The 23,312-nt window shown below is 63.6% G+C and carries 25 protein-coding genes and 1 pseudogene; 15 read left to right on the top strand and 11 right to left on the bottom strand.

The features are described 5' to 3' along the window. Positions 1-101 precede the first annotated feature (101 nt). From SINAR_RS0105270 to SINAR_RS0105250, 5 genes and pseudogenes are all read left to right on the top strand, one after another. Positions 102-776 carry a type 1 glutamine amidotransferase domain-containing protein gene (locus tag SINAR_RS0105270; RefSeq protein ID WP_027998101.1) on the top strand — a complete coding sequence of 225 codons (675 nt, stop codon included), beginning with the start codon at positions 102-104 and terminating at the stop codon, positions 774-776. Positions 777-947: 171 nt separating this feature from the next. Continuing rightward, complete coding sequence (locus tag SINAR_RS0105265) at positions 948-2,702, top strand: cytochrome c biogenesis protein DipZ (RefSeq protein WP_027998100.1); 1,755 nt, start codon at positions 948-950, stop codon at positions 2,700-2,702. A 46-nt stretch (positions 2,703-2,748) separates the two neighbouring features. Beyond that, positions 2,749-3,128 (top strand): annotated as a pseudogene (locus tag SINAR_RS0105260) (helix-turn-helix domain-containing protein); the annotation flags it as partial. 121 nt (positions 3,129-3,249) lie between these two features. Then, positions 3,250-4,296 (top strand): alpha/beta fold hydrolase, encoded by a 1,047-nt coding sequence (locus tag SINAR_RS0105255; RefSeq protein WP_027998098.1) that lies wholly within the window; start codon positions 3,250-3,252, stop codon positions 4,294-4,296. 142 nt (positions 4,297-4,438) lie between these two features. Next, positions 4,439-5,179, top strand: coding sequence for a VOC family protein (locus SINAR_RS0105250; protein WP_033057001.1), 741 nt, complete (start codon positions 4,439-4,441; stop codon positions 5,177-5,179). 175 nt (positions 5,180-5,354) lie between these two features. Here the strand turns inward: SINAR_RS0105250 and SINAR_RS0105245 are convergent, their stop codons facing one another. The 4 genes from SINAR_RS0105245 to SINAR_RS0105230 form a co-directional block, all read right to left on the bottom strand. Further along, positions 5,355-6,674 carry an ATP-binding protein gene (locus tag SINAR_RS0105245; RefSeq protein WP_027998096.1) on the bottom strand — a complete coding sequence of 440 codons (1,320 nt, stop codon included), beginning with the start codon at positions 6,672-6,674 and terminating at the stop codon, positions 5,355-5,357. Next, positions 6,674-7,411 (bottom strand): response regulator, encoded by a 738-nt coding sequence (locus SINAR_RS0105240; protein ID WP_027998095.1) that lies wholly within the window; start codon positions 7,409-7,411, stop codon positions 6,674-6,676. The genes SINAR_RS0105245 and SINAR_RS0105240 overlap by 1 nt, the downstream gene beginning before the upstream one ends. 184 nt (positions 7,412-7,595) lie before the next feature. After that, positions 7,596-7,997 (bottom strand): cupin domain-containing protein, encoded by a 402-nt coding sequence (locus tag SINAR_RS0105235; protein WP_027998094.1) that lies wholly within the window; start codon positions 7,995-7,997, stop codon positions 7,596-7,598. Positions 7,998-8,258: 261 nt separating this feature from the next. Continuing rightward, a complete protein-coding gene (locus SINAR_RS0105230) occupies positions 8,259-8,438 on the bottom strand; it encodes a hypothetical protein (protein ID WP_027998093.1) in 180 nt (59 codons plus the stop codon). Between the two features lie 227 nt (positions 8,439-8,665). On the opposite strand from SINAR_RS0105230, the gene SINAR_RS0105225 reads away from it, so the two are divergent. Next, entirely contained in the window at positions 8,666-9,169 is a 504-nt protein-coding gene (locus SINAR_RS0105225; protein WP_027998092.1) for a DUF4142 domain-containing protein, read from the top strand. Positions 9,170-9,266: 97 nt separating this feature from the next. On the opposite strand, the gene SINAR_RS0105220 is transcribed toward SINAR_RS0105225, so the two are convergent. Beyond that, a complete protein-coding gene (locus tag SINAR_RS0105220) occupies positions 9,267-9,950 on the bottom strand; it encodes a BON domain-containing protein (RefSeq protein ID WP_027998091.1) in 684 nt (227 codons plus the stop codon). 158 nt (positions 9,951-10,108) lie between these two features. Between SINAR_RS0105220 and SINAR_RS1000000135055 the strand changes: the two genes are divergently transcribed. From SINAR_RS1000000135055 to SINAR_RS0105200, 4 genes are all read left to right on the top strand, one after another. Then, the gene (locus SINAR_RS1000000135055) at positions 10,109-10,282 is read left to right on the top strand and encodes a hypothetical protein (RefSeq protein ID WP_084617055.1); all 174 of its coding nucleotides are present in this window, start codon (positions 10,109-10,111) and stop codon (positions 10,280-10,282) included. A gap of 189 nt (positions 10,283-10,471) precedes the next feature. Next, the gene (locus tag SINAR_RS0105210) at positions 10,472-11,044 is read left to right on the top strand and encodes a hypothetical protein (protein ID WP_027998090.1); all 573 of its coding nucleotides are present in this window, start codon (positions 10,472-10,474) and stop codon (positions 11,042-11,044) included. Next, a complete protein-coding gene (locus SINAR_RS0105205) occupies positions 11,037-11,456 on the top strand; it encodes a phage holin family protein (RefSeq protein WP_027998089.1) in 420 nt (139 codons plus the stop codon). The genes SINAR_RS0105210 and SINAR_RS0105205 overlap by 8 nt, the downstream gene beginning before the upstream one ends. Further along, positions 11,453-12,427: a DUF3618 domain-containing protein gene (locus SINAR_RS0105200; RefSeq protein WP_027998088.1), complete on the top strand. Its 975-nt coding sequence runs from the start codon at positions 11,453-11,455 to the stop codon at positions 12,425-12,427. The genes SINAR_RS0105205 and SINAR_RS0105200 overlap by 4 nt, the downstream gene beginning before the upstream one ends. Before the next feature lie 61 nt (positions 12,428-12,488). Here the strand turns inward: SINAR_RS0105200 and SINAR_RS0105195 are convergent, their stop codons facing one another. Then, entirely contained in the window at positions 12,489-13,559 is a 1,071-nt protein-coding gene (locus SINAR_RS0105195; RefSeq protein ID WP_027998087.1) for a LacI family DNA-binding transcriptional regulator, read from the bottom strand. Positions 13,560-13,783: 224 nt separating this feature from the next. On the opposite strand from SINAR_RS0105195, the gene SINAR_RS0105190 reads away from it, so the two are divergent. The 5 genes from SINAR_RS0105190 to SINAR_RS1000000136450 all read left to right on the top strand — a co-directional run bounded on the left by SINAR_RS0105190 (position 13,784) and on the right by SINAR_RS1000000136450 (position 18,087). Continuing rightward, positions 13,784-14,620 (top strand): ABC transporter substrate-binding protein, encoded by an 837-nt coding sequence (locus tag SINAR_RS0105190; RefSeq protein ID WP_027998086.1) that lies wholly within the window; start codon positions 13,784-13,786, stop codon positions 14,618-14,620. Between the two features lie 60 nt (positions 14,621-14,680). After that, positions 14,681-16,189: an amino acid ABC transporter permease/ATP-binding protein gene (locus tag SINAR_RS1000000138145; RefSeq protein ID WP_027998085.1), complete on the top strand. Its 1,509-nt coding sequence runs from the start codon at positions 14,681-14,683 to the stop codon at positions 16,187-16,189. Positions 16,190-16,267: 78 nt separating this feature from the next. Continuing rightward, on the top strand, positions 16,268-17,398 hold the full coding sequence (locus SINAR_RS0105180; RefSeq protein WP_027998084.1) for an NAD(P)/FAD-dependent oxidoreductase: 1,131 nt from the start codon (positions 16,268-16,270) through the stop codon (positions 17,396-17,398). Positions 17,399-17,493: 95 nt separating this feature from the next. Beyond that, a complete protein-coding gene (locus SINAR_RS0105175; protein ID WP_027998083.1) occupies positions 17,494-17,838 on the top strand; it encodes a hypothetical protein in 345 nt (114 codons plus the stop codon). A 57-nt stretch (positions 17,839-17,895) separates the two neighbouring features. Next, complete coding sequence (locus SINAR_RS1000000136450; RefSeq protein ID WP_033046178.1) at positions 17,896-18,087, top strand: hypothetical protein; 192 nt, start codon at positions 17,896-17,898, stop codon at positions 18,085-18,087. A gap of 57 nt (positions 18,088-18,144) precedes the next feature. Here SINAR_RS1000000136450 and SINAR_RS0105165 read toward each other — a convergent pair whose 3' ends face one another. Genes SINAR_RS0105165 through SINAR_RS0105145 form a run of 5 tightly spaced genes read right to left on the bottom strand, consistent with a single transcriptional unit; the run spans position 18,145 to position 23,308 of the window. Next, positions 18,145-18,918, bottom strand: a complete 774-nt coding sequence (locus tag SINAR_RS0105165; RefSeq protein WP_027998082.1) for a TIGR04290 family methyltransferase — start codon at positions 18,916-18,918, stop codon at positions 18,145-18,147. A 2-nt stretch (positions 18,919-18,920) separates the two neighbouring features. Then, a complete protein-coding gene (locus SINAR_RS0105160; protein ID WP_027998081.1) occupies positions 18,921-19,961 on the bottom strand; it encodes a UDP-glucuronic acid decarboxylase family protein in 1,041 nt (346 codons plus the stop codon). Between the two features lie 19 nt (positions 19,962-19,980). After that, positions 19,981-21,099 (bottom strand): CgeB family protein, encoded by a 1,119-nt coding sequence (locus SINAR_RS0105155; protein ID WP_027998080.1) that lies wholly within the window; start codon positions 21,097-21,099, stop codon positions 19,981-19,983. Further along, positions 21,096-22,181 (bottom strand): CgeB family protein, encoded by a 1,086-nt coding sequence (locus SINAR_RS0105150; protein WP_027998079.1) that lies wholly within the window; start codon positions 22,179-22,181, stop codon positions 21,096-21,098. Before SINAR_RS0105150 ends, SINAR_RS0105155 begins: the two co-directional genes overlap by 4 nt. Further along, positions 22,178-23,308: a CgeB family protein gene (locus SINAR_RS0105145; protein ID WP_027998078.1), complete on the bottom strand. Its 1,131-nt coding sequence runs from the start codon at positions 23,306-23,308 to the stop codon at positions 22,178-22,180. The genes SINAR_RS0105150 and SINAR_RS0105145 overlap by 4 nt, the downstream gene beginning before the upstream one ends. Between the last annotated feature and the right edge of the window lie 4 nt (positions 23,309-23,312).

Genomic DNA, 23,312 nt, shown 5'->3' with positions numbered 1-23,312 from the left:
AATTCTGCGGGAGCCTCGCCAATATACGGTCACGGCTCGAGAATAGGCTGCCTGTCCTCGCGATCCTGCGCTTGGAAACGCCTCAACGAAGGAGAATGACCATGAAAATCCTGATGGTTCTGACTTCGCATGACCGGCTCGGCAACACGGGCAAGCCGACCGGCTTCTGGCTGGAGGAGTTTGCTGCGCCCTATTACGTGTTCAAGGACGCCGGGGCGGAGGTCACGCTCGCGTCGCCCAAGGGCGGCCAGCCGCCGATAGACCCCAAGAGCGACGAGCCGGCCAGCCAGACTGCAGCGATGGGGCGTTTCAAGGACGACCCCGCCGCCAGGAAAGCATTGGCAAACACTCTGAAGCTCGGTGACGTCAAACAGGAGAACTACGACGCGGTGTTCTATCCGGGCGGACACGGTCCGATGTGGGACCTCGTCAATGACAGGAATTCCATCGTCCTTATCGAAGGCTTCTACGACGCGGGCAAGCCGGTCGCCGCCGTCTGCCATGGCCCGGCTGTCCTGACGCAGGTCACTCATCGCGGCGAGCCCATCGTCAAGGGAAGGCGCGTCACTGGCTTCACCAATTCCGAAGAGGAGGCCGTTCAACTGACCGATGTCGTGCCTTTCCTGGTCGAGGACGAATTGAAGCGCCTCGGCGGGCGTTACGAAAGGGCCGAGGATTGGGCCGACTTCACGGTTGTGGACGGCAGGCTGGTCACCGGCCAGAACCCGTCTTCGTCCACATCCGCCGCCAGCGAACTGCTGAAGCTTCTGCAGTAGTCTTCCTCGCCGTCGGCATGACGTTGCAGAAGGCCCGTGCGGCCTTCTGCACTTCGATACAGATCCCCGTGTTGCGAGACACAATCGGGATACCTCGCTCTGGTCCCATGCTCCGCGTGTCAAGCGCGACCGCCGCCGCAAAAGGCGCAGGTCCAATGCAGAGGGACGAAAATGATCCTTTTCACAACAGCTTATCTCGCAGGTGTGCTGACCATCCTCAGCCCCTGCATCCTCCCGGTCTTGCCCTTCGTGTTTTCGCGGGCCGGCCAGCCCTTCGCCAGGAGCGTTCTTCCGATGCTCGCCGGAATGGTTCTCACATTCGCGGGCGTTGCCACACTCGCCGCGTTGGGTGGTGACTGGGCGATACAGGCGAATGTGGCCGGGCGGTATGCGGCGATCGCAGTGCTCGCCGCTTTCGGCGTGACCCTGCTTTCGGCCCGGGCCGCGGCCCTGTTCACTCGTCCGGCCGTGGCACTCGGTAGCCGGCTCTCGCAAAAAGTGGCCGGTCAGCAGCCGAGCGTCGGAGCGTCTCTCCTTCTCGGTGTGGCAACCGGACTTCTTTGGGCGCCCTGCGCGGGCCCAATTCTGGGCTTGGTGCTGACCGGCGCCGCCCTCCATGGTGCCAATGCCGAGACCACGCTTCTGCTGGCGGCCTATGCTGCCGGCGCGGCGACTTCGCTGGCCTTGGCCGTTCTTGCGGGAGGGAGAGTGTTTGCGGCGATGAAGCGCTCACTCGGCCTTGGCGAGCGTCTCCGGCAGGGCCTAGGCATTGCCGTACTTGCCGGCGTTGCCGCAATCGCGCTGGGGCTCGATACGGGGCAGCTTGCGCGCCTCTCCTATGCAAGCACCGCGGCCCTCGAGCAGTCGCTCCTCGACCGTGTGCGGGGCGGTTTCGTCGAGGAGAGGGCGAGCGCGTTAACGGCCGGCGACGGCGAGGGACCGGCCTACCGAAGCGGCTTGCCGGTGGAAGGCATGTTCCCGCCGCTGGACGGCGCCGTCGAATGGGTGAATTCGAAGCCCTTGAGCGTGGAACAGCTGCGCGGCAAGGTCGTGCTCGTCGATTTCTGGACCTACTCCTGCATCAACTGCATCCGTACGATCCCCTATGTCCGCGCCTGGGCCGAGAAGTATCGGGACCAGGGGCTGGTGGTGATCGGCGTGCATGCGCCCGAATTCGCCTTCGAAAAACGCATCGACAACGTCAAGAGCGCAGTGGCGGATTTCCGTATCCGCTATCCCGTTGCGATCGATAACAATTTCGCAATCTGGCGCGCCTTCGGCAACAGCTACTGGCCCGCGCACTATTTCATCGATGCAGAAGGACGGATCAGACACCATCACTTCGGCGAGGGCGATTATGCGCGGTCGGAGCGCGTCATACAGGAGCTGCTGGCGGAAGCGGCAGGGAGCCGCCGCGGCGACAGTGGTTTCGTGCAGCCGGATGCGGCGGGTGCCGAAGCCGCGCCCGATCTCGCCAATCTCCAGTCCCGCGAGGATTACGTCGGCTACATGCGTGCTTCAGGCTTCGTATCGCCGGAACGTGTCGCAGCCGATACGGCGCACGATTATACCGCCGGCAAGCCTAGGCTCAATCAATGGAGCCTCGCCGGTAACTGGACGGTTGGAGCAGAGCAGGCGACACTCAATCGGGCCGGGGGCGCAATCACCTACAGGTTCAGCGCGCGCGATCTGCACCTCGTCCTCGGCCCCGGGGGAAGTGGCAGGACGTTGCGCTTTCAGGTGAAGGTCGACGGTGCTGCACCGGGCCCGGATCACGGTTCGGACATCGATTCCGACGGCTATGGAACGGTGGGAGAGACGCGGCTCTATCAGCTCGTACGGCAGTCGGGAGAAGTGCGGGAACGGACGTTCGAGATCCGCTTTCTCGATCCCGGTGTCGAAGCATTCGTCTTTACATTCGGATGAAAGGAGAAAGGCGAGTCCATGCGGATTCTTGTAACCGGCTTTGCCATCGGCATTGCTCGAGCTGGAGCCGAAGTCCGACCGTATCCAAAGGTCGATTGATTACGCCAAGGCGACCCTCCGGCGGGGGTTGTCAGTGGAAGAACTGGCCGATGCGGCGGGCCTGAGCGCCCGCCAACTCAGCCGCGCCTTCCGTGCCGAAACAGGGCAGTCGCCTGCCAAGGCGGTGAAGAACCTCCGCGTCGAGGCGGCTCGGCTGATGATGGAGCAGGGCCGCCACTCGATGGACGTGATTGCGGAGGAACCGGTTTCGCCATTGCCGATCGCATGCGCCGGGCATTTCTCCGCACGCTCGGGCAGCCGCCTCAGACGATCCGCCGGAACGCCCGCGAGAGCGCGTCGGTGAGATCCGGCGCGAGCGAATTGTAGCCTAATGTATCGGCGGCCGTGGACGGTACACGGGCTTTCAAATCGCAATGGGCGGGCTCACAATCGGGATACACGAACATCGCACTCCGTGGCTGTGGTTCACACAATCCGGAGAAGTTAGATGACAGACGAATTCGATCTACGGCGGCGGCGGTTCATGGGAGTGGCGGCATTGACCGTCGCTGCGGCGCATTTCGGCGTTGGACGCGCCGCCCTCGCAAAATCGACGAGCGAGGCCCGCATTCCGGCGACAACGCCGGGGACGAATACATCTTTCGCCAAGATCAAGCAGATTGACGCGGGTGTCCTTAACGTCGGGTATGCCGAGGCGGGCGCGAGCGATGCGCCTGTGGTCATCCTGCTGCATGGCTGGCCCTATGACATCCACACCTATGCCGATGTAGCGCCTCTGCTCGCGAAGGCCGGCTACCGAGTCGTCGTTCCCTATCTGCGCGGCTACGGCACGACGCGTTTTCTCTCCCGCGACACACCGCGCAACGGCCAGCAGGCGGCGATCGCCGCCGACATCGTCGCCCTGATGGATGCGCTCGGCATCGAGAAGGCGGTCATCGCCGGCTGCGATTGGGGCGCGCGAACCGCCAATATCATCGCCGCACTCTGGCCGGAGCGCTGCAAGGCATTGGTGTCGGTGAGCGGCTACCTGATCGGCAGCCGCGAAGCCAATAAGAAGCCTTTGCCGCCGAAGGCGGAGCTTGCCTGGTGGTACCAGTTCTACTTCGCCACGGAGCGCGGGCGGGCGGGCTATCAACAGTACCGGAAGGATTTCGCGAAACTCATCTGGCAGCTCGCATCGCCGAAATGGAATTTTGACGACGCCACCTTCAATCGAAGCGCTGAGGCCTTGGACAACCCGGATCATGTCGATATCACCATCCACAATTACCGCTGGCGGATCAGCCTTGCCGACGGCGAGAGCAAATACGATGGTCTGGAGGCCCGGCTTGCCGAACTGCCGGCGATCGGCGTTCCGACGATCACATTGGAAGGCGATGCCAATGGCGCCCCGCATCCAGAGCCCGCGGCCTATGCCAGGAAGTTCTCCGGCAGGTACGAGCACCGGCTGATCTCGGGCGGTATCGGTCATAACCTTCCGCAGGAAGCCCCACAGGCCTTTGCCCAGGCGGTTGTCGACGTCGATCGTTTCTGATCGCCTTCGCATGCGGAGCAATGTCTTCGTATCGAACTGTATCCGCCGGCGGTCTGTGAGGATTGGCTTACAATTTCCGCCCCTTGCGAAACATCCCTTACACATGCGGGCCGGCATATGTCTCTCGACAGTCGGACGAGGCATGAAGCTTCCGTCCCGCATCGTCAACCGAGAAGACACAAGGCGCCTTGCGCCTCCCAAACAAGAGGAGAATGACATGACCACTGCAATCAACAGCGAAAGAGCCCGGCCCGTCGATATGAAGCTCGAAGTTATCGTCGTGCCCGTGTCGGATGTCGAACGCGCAAAGGAATTCTACGCGAGCCTCGGCTGGAGGCTCGACGCCGACTTTGCCGGCGCTGACGACTACCGGGTGATACAGTTTACCCCGCCCGGATCCGGTGCCTCGGTCATCTTCGGAAGGCATGTGACCAATGCGCAGCCCGGTTCTGCGCAGGGACTGTACCTCATCGTTTCCGACATCGAGGCCGCCCGCGAGGAGTTGCGCGGTCGCGGCGTCGAGATCAGCGAGGTGTTCCACGCGGGGGACGTGAATGCCGGCAGCGACGAGCCCTATCTGTTCGGGACGCATCGTGTCGGCGGTCCCGATCCCGAGCGCCGCAGCTATCGTTCCTACGCTTCGTTCCGCGACCCGGACGGCAATGGCTGGCTTTTGCAGGAGGTCACCGCGCGATTGCCCGGCCGCGTCGACGCGAACGCCACGGCCTTCAGCTCGGCCGCCGATCTCGCAGCCGCGTTCCGCCGCGCCGAAGCAGCCCATGGCGAATACGAGAAGCAGCTCGGACACAGGGACGAGGACTGGCCCATCTGGTACGCCGATTACATTGTCCGGGAGCAGTCCGGCGAGCCGCAGCCGGCCTGAGGCACTGCAGCCTGAAGCGACCATGCGTAGCGGGGCGGCCGAGACCGCCCCGTTCCTTTGTTAAGCCGCCCGTCCTGCGGATCGGACGGGGTCGATCGTTCCTCAGGCGGGCGAGACCACTTACGGGAAGAGTGTGTAACGGATCTCCGTCCGGAAGTGGGTCGTTTTCAAAGCGTTAGAGGGCAAGTTCCGCCGCAAGTCCGCCGCCGTCACGGTTGTGCAAGATCAGGGAGCCGCCGATGACCGTCGCGAGCTGCTGGGCGATTGCGAGACCGAGTCCGGTCCCGCCGGTATCCCGGCTGCGTGATTGCTCCAGACGGAAGAAGGGCTGCAGAACCGCATCGAGCTGGTCCTCCGGAATGCCGGGGCCACGATCGAGGACGCTTATGATCATGGTGCCCTCGGGGCGGCGCTCGACCTCGATCTCGGCGCTGCCACCGAATTTCAGCGCATTGTCGATCAGGTTGGTAAGAATCCGTCTCAAGGCGTGCGGCCGGGTCACGATTGCGCCGTCCCCCAATTTGCCGACCGTGACGGCCTTGCCGGTATCCTGATAATCATACGCCAAACTCTCGATGAAGGAGGCGAGATCGATGCGGGAAGCCTTTTCGTCCTTGCCATGGGCGCTGCGTGCATAGGCGACGCCTTCCCTGACGAGACGTTCGACCTCGTCGAGGTCCGTCATCAGCTTGTCTCTCTCGATGGACGCTTCGGCCATTTCCGCGCGGAGTTTCATCCGTGTGATCGGTGTTTGCAGGTCATGCGAGATCGCGGCCAGTATCTGCACGCGCTCCTCCAGATACTGCGCGATGCGATCCCGCATCGCATTGAACGCCGTTGCCGCATAGGCGACTTCCCTCGGTCCGGTCTCGCTGAGGCGCGGCGTCTTGCTGTTCGGATCGAGCGTGTCGGCGGCCTTCGCCAGGTCCGCGAGCGGGCGGGTGGCCTGCCGCACGGCAAACCAGCTGCAAAGGACCAGAAGGGAAAGCTGAGCGAAAAGCACGTAAGGCAGCCAGTCGGCTACCGGCATGACGCCTCTTGGCGTGATGTCTAACGTCAGCGGCTCACCATCGCTCAAACGAAGATGGGCCTGAAGACGGCGGACGCCGCCGGGAATGGATTCGACCTCGATCGGGTATTTCGCACCGATTGCAGCCCGGACCTTGTCGGCGACCTCGGCATCGGCCTCATTGAGCACGGGACTGCCCGGAATGCCCCGCCCGAGGACGAAGCGGTATGATCCGCGATCGAGCCGGCCCAGCCAGGCGACGCGTTCGGCAGCGGGGAGCCGGTCGAGAATGGCAATCGACGTCGCGACGTCGGTTTCGAGCGTATTGAACATCACCGATCTGGCGGCGATGTAGCGTTCGGAAAACAGCACCGCAAAGGACATCGCGTGGGCCATCGTCAGGCCGGCGAGAAGGATAACAAAAAGCCGCGCCCTGAGCGTGCGCGGCCATAGGTGAATACCATCGAGAAGCGATCGCGCCGTCATCAGCGGGGCTCCACGATCTCGACCGGCACCGAAAAAACATAGCCTTCGCTGCGGACGGTCTTGATATAGGCCGGTTCCCGGGCATCGTCGCCGAGCCGCTGGCGGACCCGGCTGACCAGGAGATCGATCGATCGGTCGAAGAGTTCGGCCTCGCGCCCCTGTGTGAGGTTGAGGAGCTGATCGCGGTTGAGGACGCGCTGCGGATGATCGACGAAGACACGCAGCAGCCGGTATTCGGCGCCGCTGAGCGCAATCGCAGTACCGTCCGCATCGATGAGATGCCTTGCCGTCGTGTCGAGCCTCCATTGGCCGAAACGCAACAGCCGACCTGCCTCCGAGACCTGCAGATTCGCAGGCAGCATCCGCGCGCGCCGCAGGACCGCCTTGATGCGGGCGAGCAGTTCGCGTGCCGAGAACGGCTTGGCGATATAGTCGTCGGCGCCCATCTCCAGCCCGATGATCCGGTCCATCTCGTCCGAGCGGGCGGTCAGCATCACGACGGGCGTCGCCTTGTGTCTGCCGACACGCAGCTCGCGGCTCAAGACGAGGCCGTCGTCGCCCGGCATCATGAGATCGAGAATGATCAGATCGACCGTATTCGCCTCGAGGAAGGCCCGCATCTGCCGCCCGTCGGCGACGGCGGTCACCCGCAGACCGTTCTTCTTCAGATAAGCCGACACAAGCTCGCGGATTTCCCGATCGTCGTCGACGATCAGGATGTGATCGATGTGCTCCATGGCAAGACACCCCTTTGACCGCAATTTCTTATCAGAACGAGGATGCCGTGACATCAGTATTCACCGGCTCGTGCCTGTGCCGTAACGCCGGGGCAATGCAAGAACCGGAGGTCCTCAGCCTATAGAGTGTTATGCGGTCGAGAAGCTCGTCGCGACTCAGCACGCACTCCGGCTCACTGAGCGCTCACTTGACGGGAACGACGAGCGGGGAGCCTTTTTCGACGATATATGTCGCGAGCTCCGATGCCTTGCCGCTGCCAACGTTTTTCGCGATATGAGCCACCCCCGCCGGAATGAACAAGGCGTCTCCGGCATGCAGCGTGACCGGCGCTCTCCCCTCGAGCTGATATTCCAGCGAGCCTTCGAGCACATAGGCCACTTCTTCGCCCGGATGGGAGTGCTTGATGGAGACTGCAGCGGGATCGAAGTCGACGCGCACCTGGACTGTTTCGCGGCCCGGCTGGCCGAGATCGTGCTGCAGGAGATCGGTGCGGTGAAGTCCCGCCTGTTGAGCCTTGGCCGCTTGCAGCGCCAATCCACTTCCAACGACCAGCAGTGCGGCCGCCAAGATCCGAGATGTTTTCATAGAGGTCATCCTTTCCGCATTGGCCGAGGCCCGTCCTCGATGCCAGTGCGGCTATTTGAATGACCGCATGTATTGACGATGTGTCGGCCGGAAGGGACTTTTGTAACGGCATGTGTCAGCGGTGCGGCGAAGGCGGCGTCAAAGCAATTCGGGGAACGTGCGGATAGGCCTTCCCCGCAGCACTTTCAACCGAAGAGATACGAGCGGCTCGGACCGGTTGCCACGCCGGCGATCGGCGCGCTATTCGTCGGCCCGACTGCATCAGACCCGATCGAAGGTCTGCCATGGCGCCTGACGATCCAGAAAGGTCGATCCCGGGCACCAGATGGACGAGCGGTTCCATGGGCTCGCCTGCTGGCGCCACAGCGGGCCGAACCACAGAAGCACGAGCGCCGTTCCGAGCGGGAGGGCGGGAATCGCGATGAACAATGCCGTTTGCATAAGCCTCGTCGGTCACGCGAGTGACCGCTCCTATCGGCCGTTGTGCGGCCTCTCGGTTCTTACAACCGGATGGCTCCAAGAAAGTTCCTTGGCCCGCGCCTAGGGTCGCGCACGCACTCGCTGTGACTTCATGCGATGGGAGCGGTGCCGCGCTCGGGCAATTTCCTTGCGGTGTCCGGAACGATTCACCCAGGCCGCAGGTTAGGTGGCCTCCGGAGGTATCCCCGATGAGAACCATCAACGCCACCCTCGCCGCGATAGTGTTGTGCCTCGCACCGTTGCAGGCCGTGTCCGCTCAGGGCGAACCGTCGCAGCCCCGGGAATTCGCGCAGAAGATGTCGATGTCGAACCTCTTCGAGCTGAAGGCCGCAGAACTGGCGCGGCAGCGCGCCAAGGGGCGCGAGGTGCTGGAATTCGCCGAGCGGATGCTTGCGGATCACGCGCGGGCCGCCAAGGAACTCGCCGAGGCCGCACGCAAGGATGGAGTCGAGCCTTCCCAGTCGCTCGACAAGGCTGGGGAGGAGAGGCTTGCAGCGTTGCGGGCGCTGAGCGGTGCCGAATTCGATCCGGCTTACTTGTCCTCCCAGGTCACCGCGCATGAAGATGCTCTGGAGCTTCTCAAAGCCTATTCGGAACAAGGCGAGGCCGGCGCGCTGAAGGCCTTCGCCGCGGCCACCTATCCGACGGTCAGAACCCATCTGATCCAGGTTCAGTCCATGACATCCCGATGAGCGTTTCCGACGGGCCCAAGGTGGGCCGCCTTCGGCCCGACGACCACCTTGGGTCCGCTGATGCTCATTCCAGCCGCTTTCCACGGATGCCTGCCTCTCAAGCGATGTTGCGGTCGGTGTTGCCGGCATTCCAGCCGGGCGATCCTCCCGATGGGCGGATGTGGAGATTGTTCTGGACATGCTTCACGCCCGAGACGGCGTCGGCGCAGTCCTCGGCGCGCCGCTTCGCCCATTTGGAATCGACCAATCCGCTCAATTGGACTTCGCCATTCGTAACCGAAACCGTTATATCGGACGCGTCGAGCATCCCCTCGTCGCTCAGACGGTCGCTCACATCCTCCTGGATGCGGGTGTCGGAACGGGTGTATCCCTTCGGTCCCTTGCCGCGATGCTGATCCATCACCCGTCTGCGCTCGGCATCCTCATCGCCGAACCAGGACGCGACCTCGTCGCTGGCGCGTTCAAGAAAGCCGCGCTCCCCGTAGCCTCTGCCGCGATAGCGATCGCCATAGTCGTCCTCGGGATAATAGCCTCCACCGCCGAAGTAGTCCGGCCCATAGGCAGGCTCCCGGTCCCAACGGCCAAGGCGCTCCCCTGCGCCGCGATATGTGCCGGCACGCCCAGGCTCGGCACCCGGAAAATATTCAGGGCTCCCGTAATCCGCAGGCCCTGGACCTCCAATAAGGGAGCGGCGCCTCTCGTCCTCGTAGGATCCGCCGCGCCGGTCCGGCTCTGGATAGCGCTCATAGATGTCGCGGCTCCGGTTCCTGTTCCTGGCCATGAGTTCCTCCTTGGTTCGCTGACGTCGCTCAAACCCGCGAGCAGGCACTCGGTTCCGGTGCAATGGCAGCTCCGGCGCCGCCGGAACATGCCGGGAATCATGCCTTTCTGGAACCTTCGGCGATCGCATCGGTTGGCTTCCTATGAGGAGGTACGACGATGTTGACGAACTATTTCTGGCTTTTTGTCACCGGCGGCGGTGCCTTCATTCTTGGTGCTGCGGTCGCCTATGCCATCTTGAAACAGCGGCCGCTCTCGCGGGCCGAGAGGCAAGCGCAGAAGCAGAAGGTCGAGGAACTTTACGAGCAGTCATCGGAGAACCGGCCCCGCTGATTGCCCAGCCGCCGGCCTGGGCGCCGCGCCGGCAGCCATCGTTCTGGACAAGGCTGCCACGGCGGGCCCTCGGAATGAGCGATTCGGGCTTGGGCGGGCCCGAGGCGCTTTGAAGGGAACAAGGTTCTAAATGGCTCGTTTGATTGCGTAGACGATAACGATCCCCGTTACAGATGGGAGGAGCCGACAATGAGCAATGACACAAGCGGCCGCGGCTCGGGCGATCCTTTGGGCAGGCCTTTGACGTCCGCGCAAGGCGTTGAGCGAGTGAGCGGCGTGCAACCCGGCGACACCGGTGCGGAGACCGGCGAGCGAAGTCTCCAGAACGCTGTGCGTGAAGACGTAAACGAGTTCAAGGAATTTGCCGATCAACAGACGGAGCAGGCAAAGGCGGCGGTGGGCCGCGCCGTCGAGGAGGAGAAAAACGTCGCTGCACGCCAGTTGAGCGGTGTTGCTGCGGCGCTCGAGAAGGTCGGAAACGAGCTCGAGCAATCGGATCAGCGGGCCATTGGCCGCTATGCCAAGCAGATAGGCACGTCGCTCCAGGGCTTCGCACGCAAGGCCGAGGGCCGGAACTTCGGCGAGATCGCCGGAATGGTCGAAGATTTCGGCCGAAAGCAGCCGCTTGCCTTCCTCGGCATGGCCGCAATCGCAGGACTGGCCGCAAGCCGGTTCCTCACCGCTTCGCCTCCACGCCGTGACGGACGGGATGCTTCGGCACAGATTCGTCAATCAAGCGAGAAGGAACGCTACAATGGCTAATCATCGGGACGAGCGCCCCCTGACGGAACTGATGACCGGTCTGGTGGCGGATATATCCGGGCTTTTCCGGAAGGAAATCGACCTCGCAAAAGCCGAGGCCTCCGAGAACCTGAATCGAGCGGTCGGCAGCCTCGAGACGCTGCTCGTGGGTCTGATCTTTGCCATAGGCGCCGTCGGCGTGTTGCTGAGTGCGGTCGTCCAGGGGCTGGGCGCCTTCCTCGTTGCCCAAGGCATGACCGAAGCGAATGCCGATGCATTGTCGGCGGCCGTCGTCGGCGTGGTCGTCGCCCTGCTTGCCTGGGCGATGATTTCGCGCGGCCTCTCGACGCTCAAGGGCAGCAGCATCCAGTTCGATAGGACCGCCGCCTCCCTGCAGCGCGATGCGAACGTGGTGAAGGAGAGACTGCAATGAACGATTCCGCACATACCCACTCCGCTGCCGAGCTGCAGCGCGAGATCGAGGCCGACCGCCAGCGAATCGAAGAAAAGCTTCACGAAATTCAGGAGCGCATGTCGCCAGGAGAACTGATGGACGAACTGCTCGAATATGCCAAAACGAGTGGCGGATCCGAATATCTGAGCAATCTCGGCGTGGCGCTCAAGTCGAACCCGATCCCGGTTGCCCTAATGGGCGTCAGCCTCGCCTGGCTGATCGCAAACCCGGCCTCGCGCGCGCCGCGACACGGGGAGAAGGACGACGGCGCGGACGATTATCCGCTTGCAACCGTAAGGGGGTCCGTCCGGCGAGTGGGTCCGGTAGAGGCGAGTTTCGGCGAACGCTACAGCCACTTCACCGATGAAAGCGGAAGCCGCTTTCGCGCCCTGACGGATGACGCCGGCCGGCGCGCGAGCCATTTCGTCGACCCGGCCGGAAAGGTCTATCGCGGCTTTGTCGACACGGCAGGCAAGCAGATCGAAGATATCAGGGACGAGACCGGTGCCCTGTTCGACGAGGCATCCGGCTGGGCGTCGCGAACGTGGAGACAGGTGAGCGCCACGGCGAGCCGGATGTCCGACTCCGTAACGGGAGCCGGCAGGTCTCTCGCCGGCAGCATGCAGGACGCCGGCCGGTCGCTCGAAGAACAGGGCGCGCATCTCAACGCTGCCATCATGAGGCACTTCCGCGACCAGCCGCTGGTCGGTGGCGCACTCGCCTTTGCCGTAGGCGCGGCCATCGGGGCGGCGCTTCCCCACAGCGAAGCCGAGGATGAGGCCATCGGCGAAATGGCGGAAGATGTGAGGTCCAATCTCGCGGCAAGAGCGAATGCCGGGGTGGCGCAAGCCATGGAAGCCGGGCAGGAGATGCTGGACAAGGCCGGAGATGCGGCGCTGGAAGCGCATGACGCGGCCAAGGATCGCCTGCAGCAGTCCGTCCGGGAGTAGCCTCCCTGGGAGTTCCGCCCTTCGTTGAACGCGGAACTTCCCCAACCGAGCGTCGAAAGGATTACGCCGGCGCTTCAGCGACCGAGGCACGTTCGACGATTTCCGTTTGCAGAACGACGCGGCGGGCCTCTATGTCGTTCCCGTTGAGGCGCTCAACAAGCAATTGGGCGGCCCTTTCGCCCAATCGGTAAACCGGTTGCCTGACCACCGTGACAGGCGGCGATGTCACGGACGTCCAGTCAGCGTCATGAAACGAGACGAGCGACAGGTCGCTGGGAATAGCAAGGCCGATCGCGCGGCTTGCCTTGAAGACCTCGAGTCCGATCAAGCTATCGGAGGCTATGATCGCCGTCGGACGCACGCTCGCCCGCAACATGTTGGTGGCGATACGGCGCGTATGCTCCGGCGAGGATGCGCCGACATGCACCCACCTTTCCATGTCGCCCAGGCTTGCCTCTCGGCAAACGGCGAGAAATCCTTCGATACGTCGCCGTACCGACCCAGTATTGATATCGGCCGGCGTGCGGAATAGATGATCGGGCGTGTCGCAGGCGGTGAGGTAGGCGATCCGTCGGTGGCCGAGCGCAAGAAGCCTACGCGTGACGCCCTCGGCAGCGTCTCTGTCGTCGGCGATAACGGTATCGACGTCGAGTGTCTCGCTGCCGCGGTCGAGCAGCGCCAGCGGCCGGCCCGAGCGGGCCGCTTCCTGCAGGTGGTCAAGTTCACTTTCCTTGGCGGGTGACACGATCAGGCCGTCCACCCGTTTGGCAAGCAGCGTACGGATCGCCGCCTTCTCCGTGCCGACGTCCTCGCCCGAATTTATTAGGATGACGGTAAAGCCCGCTTGCCGGGCGACGTCGGCGATGCCCCGCACGGCCAGGCTGAAGAACGGGTTTTCGATGTCGCCGACCACGACGCCGATCGTGCCCGATCGGCCCGTCGTCATGCTTCGGGCAAGCTCGTTCGGCCGGTAATCGAGCGCACGGGCGGCGGCGGTCACGGCTTCGCGCACCCGATCGCTGACCGGTCCGTAGCCGCCCAGAACGCGTGCTGCCGTCGCCTTCGAGACGCCGGCCCGACGCGCGACGTCGGCAACGGTAACGGAGGTGGGGCGGGACGGATTCCGGTCCATGATTGCTAGCCTTACAAGACATATTGACGACTGGCAAACACGAAGATAACAATTGCAACGGGAAATGAGACCGGTCTCAATTGAAGTGAGACCGGTCTCCAAGAACAAAAAAGCTCCTGATAGGGGCATGCGATGGCAGCTACGGGATGCGCGGGTGATCCGGTCGTCCTGGGAGGGCCTTGTCCTTTCAACATTGCAAAAACACCACCAGAGGAGAAAAACCGATGAACTCATTCCAAGTCTCGTATGTGCCGCTCGCCAGGTTGGGCGCGGCCATCGCTGCGATAGTCTTTGGCCTTGCGGCAGGTGCCCTGGCACCGGCCACCGCTCAGGACAATCCCTTTGGTCTGATCGACCCCACAACCATCAGCGTCGGTACGATGGGTGATGCCAAGCCATACGCGTTCTCAACTGCTGACGGCAATTTCACCGGCTTCGACATCGAACTCCTTCTCGACGTGGCCAAGCGGATCGGCTTCGAGAGGGAACAGGTGATCTTCACCGGGCAGGATTTCTCGGCCCTCATGCCCTCGGTCGCCAACGGCCGTTTCGACGTGGCGGCGGCCGCGATCGGAACGACAGAGAAGCGCAAGGAAACGGTCGACTTTTCCAACGGCTATCTGGCAGGCTACCTTTCCGTGCTCACCGCGGACGCGGATATCACCGGCGCTGAAGGCCTAAAGGGCAAGCGGCTTGGGGTCGTGCAAGGCACGCTCCAGGAAATTTATGCACAGAAGAACTTCACGGGCACCGATCTAGTCAAATTCCCAGACAATAACTCTGCCGTATCCGGACTGAACAACGGCACGATCGATGCGCATTTCCTCGATTACGAGGCGGCAAAAGACTATGCCGGCCGGTATGAGGACCTGAAAGTGGCGGTGAATATTCCGAGCTTCGACGCGCCGGCCGGTTTCGTCATCCGCAAGGGCAACGATGCCCTGCGGGAGGCCCTGAACAAAGCTTTGCAGGCCGCCATGCAGGATGGGACCTGGAAGACCCTGCACGAAAAATGGTTCCCCGGCACGCCGATGCCAGCCGATTATCTCCCGAAGCCCTAATCCCGCGTTCCGGTCCGATCGTCGTCGGTCGGACCGGCCTTTCCTTCAGGGAACCGCCTGATGAACTGGCTTGAAAACCTTCGCCGCAGCTTCCTCGATTGGGGCGCGATGGCCGAAGTCCTGCCGACCATGATCACGGTCGGTCTGAAAAACACGTTGATCCTGGCGGCCGCCTCGACGGTACTGGGCATCGTCATCGGCATGGTGCTCGCCATCATGGGCATTTCGCGGTCGCCCTGGCTGCGTATCCCGGCCCGCATCTATACGGACATCTTCCGCGGTCTGCCGGCCATTGTCACCATCCTGCTGATAGGTCAGGGCTTTGCGCGCATCGGCCGCGAACTGTTCGGTCCGTCGCCTTATCCTCTCGGCGTTCTCGCGCTCAGCCTCATAGCGGGCGCCTATATCGGCGAGATCTTCCGTTCAGGCATCCAGAGCGTCGAACGCGGCCAGATGGAGGCGTGCCGGGCGCTCAGTATGAGCTACGGCCAGGGCATGCGCCTTATCGTCGTGCCGCAGGGCGTGCGTCGGGTCCTCCCAGCACTGGTAAACCAGTTCATCGGCAATGTGAAAGATTCGAGCCTCGTCTATTTCCTCGGCCTGCTGGCTTCCGAACGCGAGATTTTCCGCGTTGGCCAGGATCAGGCCGTGGTGACCGGCAATCTCTCGCCGCTCCTTCTCGCGGGCGTCTTCTATCTCTTCGTCACGGTGCCGCTCACGCATTTCGTCAACGCCATCGACAGTCGTCTCAGGCTTGGCAAGCAGCAATCGGCGGCCATTACGAGCGGGCTGGAGGAGGTTAGCGAACTCGATCGCGCCGATCACGCCTCGCAGATTGCCTTCAAGGGCGGCAGTTTGGAAGTCTGCGATCTCGGCATGGCCTATGGCGAGCTCGACGTGCTGAAGGGCGTCGACCTCTCGGTGAGGCCCGGCAGCGTCACCTGCATCATCGGCCCTTCCGGTTCGGGCAAGTCGACGCTTCTGCGCTGCCTCAACCGTCTGGTGGAACCGAAGTGCGGCGACATCCTGCTCGACGGCGACAGCATTCTCACAATGAAGCCGGAGCGGCTCCGCCGCCGGGTGGGTATGGTCTTCCAGCACTTCAACCTCTTTCCGGATCACACGGCTCTCGAAAACGTCATGCTGTCGCTGACGAAGATAAAGGGTCTGCCAAAGGCCGAAGCGGAACGCATCGCCAAGGTGCGGCTTGCCGATGTCGGTCTCGCCAGCCGCCAGCATCATCGCCCCGGTGGTCTCTCCGGCGGGCAGCAGCAGCGTGTCGCGATAGCCCGCGCGCTGGCCATGGAACCCGAAGTCATCCTGTTCGACGAGGTGACGAGCGCGCTCGACCCCGAGCTCGTTAAGGGTGTCCTCAACCTCATGGCCGATCTCGGTAAAGGCGGCATGACCATGGTCGTCGTCACGCACGAGATGGGCTTTGCCCGACGTGTCGCCGACCAGGTCGTTTTCATGGACGAGGGGCGCATCGTCGAGGCAGGCACGCCCGAGGCGATCTTCGACTATCCGCAGAGCCCACGCCTTCAGCGTTTCCTCGCCGAAGTGCTCTGAAGGCAAGGGGAGAAGACGACCATGAGGGCCCATCCTCGCATCACCTGACCTGTCCAACGGATCGAAAGACAATTAACCATGACGGATAACATCATCACTTCGGCGGTCATCATCGGCGCCGGCATTTTCGGCGTCTCAACGGGAGTGCAGCTTGCCCGGCGGGGCATTCGCGTGACCATCCTGAACGATGGCCCGCCGGCCGGCGGCGCTTCCGGCCGCTCGCTCTCCTGGTTGAACTCGTCGCGTATTCGCTCCGAACCCTATCACCGGCTGCGCATGGCGGGCATCGATCGCTACCGCACGCTCTCGGCTCGCTTCCCCGATGCGGACTGGCTTCGCTTCGACGGTGGCCTGACCTGGGATGCCGATGACTCGAGCAACGGCATCGACGCAGCCTATCGCCATGAAGTCTCGCTCGGCTATGATGCAAAGCGCCTCGCGCCGGGCGAAGTCGCGGCAGTGACGCCGGGTCTCGACGCGCGCGCGATCACGCCTCAGGGCGCGATCTTCAATCCGGGTGAAGGGTGGGTCGATCTGCCGATCCTGATCAACCTGCTTATCGAAGAGTTTGCCAAGCTCGGCGGCACGCTCGTGACCGATGAGGGTGCGGCAAGGGTCGTTGTCGAAGGCGGTAGGGCGGTCGGCGCCGAAACGGCCGCGGGCAATCGCTTCCTGGGGGATGCCGTCCTGCTGGCCACCGGCTCAGCCGTGCCGAAGATGGTGGAGCAAGCCGGCGAAACCATCGACGATGCAACGCCGGTCGCGCTTCTGGTGCGAACGAAGCCGCTTGCCCATCCTTTGCGCGCCGTCTTGAACACGCCGCGTGTCGCCGTCCGCCCCGCGCCGGGCGGCACCTTCTCGCTGGATGCCGATTGGGCGGCGGATGAAGGCGTGAAGATGCACGAGGGCGGTTGTCGCGACATCGATGCGGCCGTCGTAGATGCCCTCCTGGCCGAGGCGTCAAAGGTGATGGGGGGCAATCCGAAGCTCGAGATCGCCTCCATCGGCGTCGGCGGCAAACCCATTCCAGGAGACGGCGAACCGGTGCTGGGAGCGCTCAAGGCCATTCCCGGCTACTACGTGGCCTTCAGCCACAGCGGTGCGACGCTTGGCCTTATCGTTGGTGAGCTTCTGGCTTATGAGATCGCAACGGGTGCTGAGCATCCGATGCTCGCCACATTTCGTCCAGAACGCTTCACGTCGCAGTAGCGGAAGGCGACGATCACGTCAGCCCCGACACCGCGGAGGAGCAGGGAACAAATGCCGTGAAAGCCGGTTGTGTCGCGAAGCGGAAAGGAGCGACCATGTCCAAGCCGGAAAGCAATCCTGCGCAGGTGCGTGGCGACATCCAGCATGGAAGGACTGGTGACAAAAGGCGCGGGTTCGACCCCGCGGCGGCGCCCCTCGAGACCGACGACGAAGCAGCCGGTACGCCCCCCGGCCCGGAAGCGGTCCGGAACGCGAGAGCCGGGCAAGAGGAGGGGAGGCCGGCCGACACCTCGACCGAGTACAACGACGCAATGCGGCCGCTTGCGGCTGCGGAGACCGCCGGACCGAACAAGCAACGGCTCGGACTGAGTCTGGCCATCGTCGGCATGGCCGTCGTGATAGGCGCCTTGATCTATGCCGGCGGGCTCTTCTCGCCATGAAAGCGGGTTTGACCACCGCCCGAGTTCTCCAAACACGCGAATCGAAGGAGTCTCCAAATGCCTGACCGTCGACGCCCATCGAAGGATCCTTTATCGGAACTGGCCGCGCGCGAGGAAGCCATGTATTTGCGGCGCTCGTCGACGCGCTTTCTCGAATGCGCCATCCATCTCTGCGTGACGCATATGACGCTCCAGGAAGTGGCCGACCTGCTCGAGAAGGAAGCGGCGCAGCTTCGTCGTTTCGGATAAGATCCGGCAAGCAGGCAGGGAGCGGGACGGGGGCGGAAAGGCGCCCACGGAAGCGCTCTAGTGATCTGCCGAACCTCCGAGAATTCTGAGGGTGGGCTCGTCCAGATAGGGGCGCTCGCCGCGCCGCAGAAGGTAGACTTCCCGCTCGGGATTGGCTTCGATGACGAAACCGGCGCTTCGCAGCATCGCCTCCACGCCGGCGCGGTTGGGGATGAACCAGTTGGTGGGGTCATCTGCGAAGCGGTGTTCGACGAAGAAAAGCTTCGGGTAGTCCGGCCGGTCGAAAATCTCCCACTCCCGGAAATCGTAGTCATCCTCGAGGGCTGCCACGGAGTCCGACCCGCGCTGCATGCACTGAAAGAGCATCTGGTCCCTGACGACGTGCTCGTAGAGCAGGTCGAGCGCCAGCAGCGGATGGCGAAGGTGGTAGAGCACGCCCATGAAGATGACCAGGTCGAACTTCTCGCGCAGCCGCGCCGCGTCATAGACCGACATCAACCTGTATTCGATGTCGACTCCCGCCTGCTCCGCGGCGAACTTGGCCTGCCGGAGATAGTGCGGGTCGGAGTCGATCCCGAGCACGCGTCCGGCATTTCGGCGTTTCATCTCCTGCGTGTAGAACCCGGCATTGCAGCCGATGTCGAGGACGCTCCTCCCTTCGAGGTCGTCCGGCACGACATGCCTGAAGGCCTTCCATTTCACCGCGGGATAGTCCCCGAGGAAGTGACCGGGCGCTGTTTCGATACCCCCGATCCGCATGTTGTGGAACCAGGGACCGAGCGCCGCGATCTCTTCCGCAATGGCCGATCGGTCTTTCGTCTCCTGAACCATGATCACAGATCCTGAGTGACGGCGGAAAGTTGCGGCTGGCGACGGGTGCGGCCGGACCGGCGTTCCGCCCTGCTGCCGGCAAGCGCGCTCTCGAACCAGGCGATCGTGTGCGTCAGCCCGTCCTCCAGAGGAACTTTGGGCTCCCAGCCGAGCAGCTTCCTGGCGCGCGTGATATCCGGCCGCCGCCGCTGCGGGTCGTCCGCCGGCAACGGCTCATGGATGATCGTCGAAGCCGTTTTTATCTTCGAGAGGACCAGTTCCGCCAGCTCGACGACGGTGAATTCGCCCGGATTGCCGAGGTTCACCGGCACGGCGGGGTTCTCCTTGCGGTTCATCAGCCGGATCAGCCCGTCCACAAGGTCGGATACGTAGCAGAAGGAGCGCGTCTGCTCGCCGCTGCCGTAGACGGTGAGCGGCTCGTTCCTCAGCGCCTGGACGATGAAGTTCGAAACGATCCGGCCGTCATTAGGGCGCATATGCGGACCGTAGGTGTTGAAGATGCGGGCGACCCGGGCGTCGACGCTTCCCGACCTCAGGCTATCGAAGCACAGAGCCTCGGCGGCGCGCTTGCCTTCGTCGTAGCAGGCTCGCGGGCCGGTGCAGTTGACGTGACCCCAGTAGTTCTCCTGCTGCGGATGTTCCTCCGGATCGCCGTAGATCTCGCTTGTGGAGGCCTGCAGAAGCGTGGCTCCGTGCCTCTCGGCGAGCCGCAGGAGGTTTCCCGTCCCGGTCACGCTGGTCATCATCGTGTGGATGGGATCGGCCTGGTAGGACGGCGGCGAGGCGGGGCAGGCCAGATTGTAGATCTGGTCGACCGGTTCATCGACGTCGATTTCGTCGCAGACGTCCTGTTCCACCATAGCGAAATAGGGGTCGTTCTTCAGGCCGGTGAGATTGGCAGGGGAGCCGGTGAGATAGCTGTCGAGGCAGATCACCCGGTTGCCGGCGCCGAGAAGTGCTGAACAAAGGTGCGATCCGACAAAGCCGGCGCCGCCGGCAACCAGGATGATCTTTCCTCGGCTTGCTTTGTTTCTTTTAGCCATCGGCCGTTCTCCTTTCGGGTTAAACGGGAAGCCGCCGCTCGGAACGCCTGTTGGCGAGGCCGGTCCTGGCGGCGACGCTTTCGATTGCCTCGACAAAGGTGCGTGCGCGCGCCGCGGAACTATGCGCGGCGGCTACGCGTCGATAAGCGCAATCGGCGAGTGCTTTGCGTTGCCTTTCATTGAGGCCGGTCAGGGCTGCGACGACATCGTCGCTGCTCTGGGCGATGATCACGGCCTCGCCGGCCGGAAAGAAGCTTTCGATGCCTTCCCACCAGTCGCTGATCAAAGGCGTGCGGCATGCGGCGGCCTCGAAGAGGCGAACGCTCGGCGACCAGCCGGCGGCCACCATGTCGGCGCGCGTCACGTTCAGGGTGAATCGCTGACGGCTATAGAATTCGGCATGCTTGCCGGGCGGCAGATGCTCGATGCGCTCGACGTTCCCCGGCCAGTCGATGTCGTCAGGATAGCTCGGCCCCGCGACGACGAAGCGCATTTGCGGCAGGCGGCGCGCCGGCTCGACAAGCAGGCGTTCCAGCGCGGGCTGCCTGTCGGGGCTGAAGGTACCGAGATAGCCGAGGTCCCACTCCGCGGCCGCGCCGGTATTGCAGTAGGCGTCGAGATCTACGGCGCAGTAGAGGGGCGCAGGGCGCCGCGCCGCGAACTCGTCCCGCAGCCGGTCGAGCGTTCTGCCGCCGGAGAAGGAAAAATAGAGGTCGAAGGACGCAACCTGCCTTCGGGCGAGATATTCCTCGTCGCCGCGCTCGAGCTTGGCAAGCGTCACGGGCGTGTCGATGTCGTAGAAGCACAGGCGTTTCGGTCCGAGGTCCGCGACGGCGTCGATCACCTCCACGCCATCGGGCACATAGGAGCCGATGATGACGGCATCGGCATTTGCAAGCCTGCGCGCCTGTCGCCCGATGAGTTCGTCCGGTTCCGCATAGAAGACGAGGTCGCAGAAGTCCGGCGCGGTCAGGTCGCGATTGCTCGCATACCACGGTACGTCTCGCTCGAGGAACGTCACCCTATGCCCGGCAGCGTCGAGGGCGCGGAGCAATGCACGATAGGTCGTCGCGTGACCGTTGCCCCACGAGGAGGACAGCGAGAGACCGAGAATGACGATGTCGAGCGGCCGGTTCATTCGGCGGCCTCCATCCGGCGCGCCTGCCTCAAGACGCGGTCCACCTCCGCGGCGCGATGTGCGTAGGTATGCTCGGCGAGGACGTGGCGGAGCGCCCGTTCGCCGATCGCCCTGGCGGTGGCGGCGGTCAGCTTCTGCATCAGCTCGGCGACGTCGCGGCCGTCCCTGGCGACCAGAACTTCCTCTCCGGGCGTCAGGAAGAGCTCGATGCCCTCCCAGTGGTCGGTGATCAGGCAGGCGCCTGCGCCCGCCGCCTCGAATACGCGGGTGGCCGGCGAGAAGCCGTTTTCCGCCATGCTAGCGCGTGAAATGTTGAGGACGGCCATCGGGGTGGTGTTGAAGGCATTGTGGTCGGCGGTCGGGACGTGCCCGATATAGGCGACGTTCGGGGACAGCGATTTGTCGTGCCAGCCCGCCCCGCCGAGCAGAAAACGCCGCTGCCAGAGCTGTTGCGCCGGTTCGAGGAAAAAGGCTTCCACCCGCTCCTCGCGGTCCGGCAGGCGGTTGCCAAGAAAGGCGAGATCGGCTGTAAAGCGCGGGTCCGGCGAAACCGGATGGTGCGTCTGCGGATCGACCGCATTGTAGATAGGCACGCATTCGCGGGCACCGAGCGCGCGATAGGATTCGACCACGGGTTCGCCGCCGCCATAGGTCAGCACGAGATCCAGGGAAGGCAGTGCGCGGCGAAGCGGGTGATCGGGGGAGGCCCTGAGCTCGGCAAGCGTGGCAGGTGCATCGACATCCCAGAATATCTTAAGCGCCGCCGGGTCTGCCGCTGCCATCACCTCGGCGAGCAGCCGCTCGTCCTCGAAGCCGACGCCGCTTGCCTTGACGACGATGTCCGCCTTGGCTGCTTCCCGCGCCGCACTTTTCAATGCCTCGATTGTCCCTTCGTAGACGACGACGCGGCACCAGGAGGGAGGATCGATATCGCGGTGCGCCTGCCGGTCGTAGACATCAGGCTCATAGAAGGTGATCTCATACCCCCGCTCGGCAAGTGCGCGCAGCAGGCCGCGATAGTAGGTCGCGGCCCCGTTCCAATAGGCCGAAACCAGACTCGATCCGTAAAATGCCAGTCTCATACCTCGGCCTCCTCCGGAATTGTCCGTTTCACGCCGGTGCGCGGCCTGTAGGAGGCGGCGATGGCGAGAAGTTCGTCGACGCGATGGCCGCATGTGTGGCGCGCCCGGACCGTCTCCAGTCCCGAGGCGACCATTTCCGCGGCGAAGGCGGGTTCGGCGAGCAGCTGCCGCAGAAGGCGCGTCATCTCCTTGCCGTCCTTGGCGATGCAGAAATCCTTGCCCGGACGGAAGAGCCCTTCGGCATCGGTCCATGGCGCCGAAATAAGCGGAATGCCGCAGGCAAGCGCCTCGAAGACCCGGATGGTCGGTATCCCGGGCAGGGCTTCCACATAGGGCCGGCGCGGGATGTGCACGGTGGCCCGGTGCTCGGCGAAAGCCCGCGGAACGGCGGCATTCGCGAGCCAGCCGCCATAGACGATCTTGGCGGCGCGCAAGGCTCTGAGCGCGGTCTCGGGATAACGCACGCCGCGGACGGTCGTCCTGAGTTTCAGCTCTTTCGCCGGTTCGACCAGGAAGGACATGATCTCGCTGCTGCGCTCGTCATCGCCCCAATTGCCGATCCAGATGAGTTCGCCCTGCTTTTCGACCTCCGGCATCGGCCGGAACAGCGAAGTATCCGCGGCCTCGTGCCAGGTGTGGACGTGCCTTCCCCAGCCCGCGTGCAGATAACGCTCGCGCAGGGCCTCACCGAAAGCCAGAACGAAGTCGTAGCCCGAAAGATCGAGCCGGGCGATATCCCGCTTGGCGCTGACGGCGCGGTGATGGGTATCGTGGAAAGCGAGCGTGAAGCGGCCACCCGTCAAGCGAATGCGACCGAGCTCGGCGACCAGATCGGGATCGGTCCACTCGTGCACGATGACCATGTCCGCCTCGCCGGCCGCAGCTTCGTGGTCGAAATCGGCCCCGTATATGCCGACGCGCAAACCGGGGAAGGCCTTGCGGAAGGCTGCGATCGGTCCGAGACCTTGATCGGCAACCAGATTGCGCCGGCTCCAGGAATCGCTCGGCTCGAGCGCCATGGCCTCGTGACCGCGCCGGATGAGTTCACGCATGACGCCGCGCAGGAAGTGCGCATTGCCGTGGTTCCAGTCGGAAACCAATGAGTGGGTGTAGAAGAGAAATCGCATCCGC

Origin of the sequence: Sinorhizobium arboris LMG 14919, from assembly GCF_000427465.1 — a bacterium.
GTDB lineage: Bacteria > Pseudomonadota > Alphaproteobacteria > Rhizobiales > Rhizobiaceae > Sinorhizobium > Sinorhizobium arboris.
The sequence above is the reverse complement of the archived record's forward strand: the minus strand, read 5'-3'. Positions and strand labels throughout refer to the sequence as shown.

Bases quoted from the DNA above. Each gene is read 5' to 3' on its own strand.
- SINAR_RS0105155 (WP_027998080.1), bottom strand. From the start codon at position 21,099: ATGAACCGGCCGCTCGACATCGTCATTCTCGGTCTCTCGCTGTCCTCC.
- SINAR_RS0105265 (WP_027998100.1), top strand. From the start codon at position 948: ATGATCCTTTTCACAACAGCTTATCTCGCAGGTGTGCTGACCATCCTC.
- SINAR_RS1000000136450 (WP_033046178.1), top strand. From the start codon at position 17,896: ATGCCTGACCGTCGACGCCCATCGAAGGATCCTTTATCGGAACTGGCC.
- SINAR_RS0105235 (WP_027998094.1), bottom strand. From the start codon at position 7,997: ATGAAAACATCTCGGATCTTGGCGGCCGCACTGCTGGTCGTTGGAAGT.
- SINAR_RS0105175 (WP_027998083.1), top strand. From the start codon at position 17,494: ATGTCCAAGCCGGAAAGCAATCCTGCGCAGGTGCGTGGCGACATCCAG.
- SINAR_RS0105200 (WP_027998088.1), top strand. From the start codon at position 11,453: ATGAACGATTCCGCACATACCCACTCCGCTGCCGAGCTGCAGCGCGAG.
- SINAR_RS0105245 (WP_027998096.1), bottom strand. From the start codon at position 6,674: ATGACGGCGCGATCGCTTCTCGATGGTATTCACCTATGGCCGCGCACG.
- SINAR_RS0105205 (WP_027998089.1), top strand. From the start codon at position 11,037: ATGGCTAATCATCGGGACGAGCGCCCCCTGACGGAACTGATGACCGGT.
- SINAR_RS0105145 (WP_027998078.1), bottom strand. From the start codon at position 23,308: ATGCGATTTCTCTTCTACACCCACTCATTGGTTTCCGACTGGAACCAC.
- SINAR_RS0105240 (WP_027998095.1), bottom strand. From the start codon at position 7,411: ATGGAGCACATCGATCACATCCTGATCGTCGACGACGATCGGGAAATC.
- SINAR_RS0105225 (WP_027998092.1), top strand. From the start codon at position 8,666: ATGAGAACCATCAACGCCACCCTCGCCGCGATAGTGTTGTGCCTCGCA.
- SINAR_RS0105195 (WP_027998087.1), bottom strand. From the start codon at position 13,559: ATGGACCGGAATCCGTCCCGCCCCACCTCCGTTACCGTTGCCGACGTC.
- SINAR_RS0105255 (WP_027998098.1), top strand. From the start codon at position 3,250: ATGACAGACGAATTCGATCTACGGCGGCGGCGGTTCATGGGAGTGGCG.
- SINAR_RS0105210 (WP_027998090.1), top strand. From the start codon at position 10,472: ATGAGCAATGACACAAGCGGCCGCGGCTCGGGCGATCCTTTGGGCAGG.
- SINAR_RS1000000138145 (WP_027998085.1), top strand. From the start codon at position 14,681: ATGAACTGGCTTGAAAACCTTCGCCGCAGCTTCCTCGATTGGGGCGCG.
- SINAR_RS0105165 (WP_027998082.1), bottom strand. From the start codon at position 18,918: ATGGTTCAGGAGACGAAAGACCGATCGGCCATTGCGGAAGAGATCGCG.
- SINAR_RS0105180 (WP_027998084.1), top strand. From the start codon at position 16,268: ATGACGGATAACATCATCACTTCGGCGGTCATCATCGGCGCCGGCATT.
- SINAR_RS1000000135055 (WP_084617055.1), top strand. From the start codon at position 10,109: ATGTTGACGAACTATTTCTGGCTTTTTGTCACCGGCGGCGGTGCCTTC.
- SINAR_RS0105270 (WP_027998101.1), top strand. From the start codon at position 102: ATGAAAATCCTGATGGTTCTGACTTCGCATGACCGGCTCGGCAACACG.
- SINAR_RS0105250 (WP_033057001.1), top strand. From the start codon at position 4,439: ATGAAGCTTCCGTCCCGCATCGTCAACCGAGAAGACACAAGGCGCCTT.
- SINAR_RS0105220 (WP_027998091.1), bottom strand. From the start codon at position 9,950: ATGGCCAGGAACAGGAACCGGAGCCGCGACATCTATGAGCGCTATCCA.
- SINAR_RS0105160 (WP_027998081.1), bottom strand. From the start codon at position 19,961: ATGGCTAAAAGAAACAAAGCAAGCCGAGGAAAGATCATCCTGGTTGCC.
- SINAR_RS0105150 (WP_027998079.1), bottom strand. From the start codon at position 22,181: ATGAGACTGGCATTTTACGGATCGAGTCTGGTTTCGGCCTATTGGAAC.
- SINAR_RS0105190 (WP_027998086.1), top strand. From the start codon at position 13,784: ATGAACTCATTCCAAGTCTCGTATGTGCCGCTCGCCAGGTTGGGCGCG.
- SINAR_RS0105230 (WP_027998093.1), bottom strand. From the start codon at position 8,438: ATGCAAACGGCATTGTTCATCGCGATTCCCGCCCTCCCGCTCGGAACG.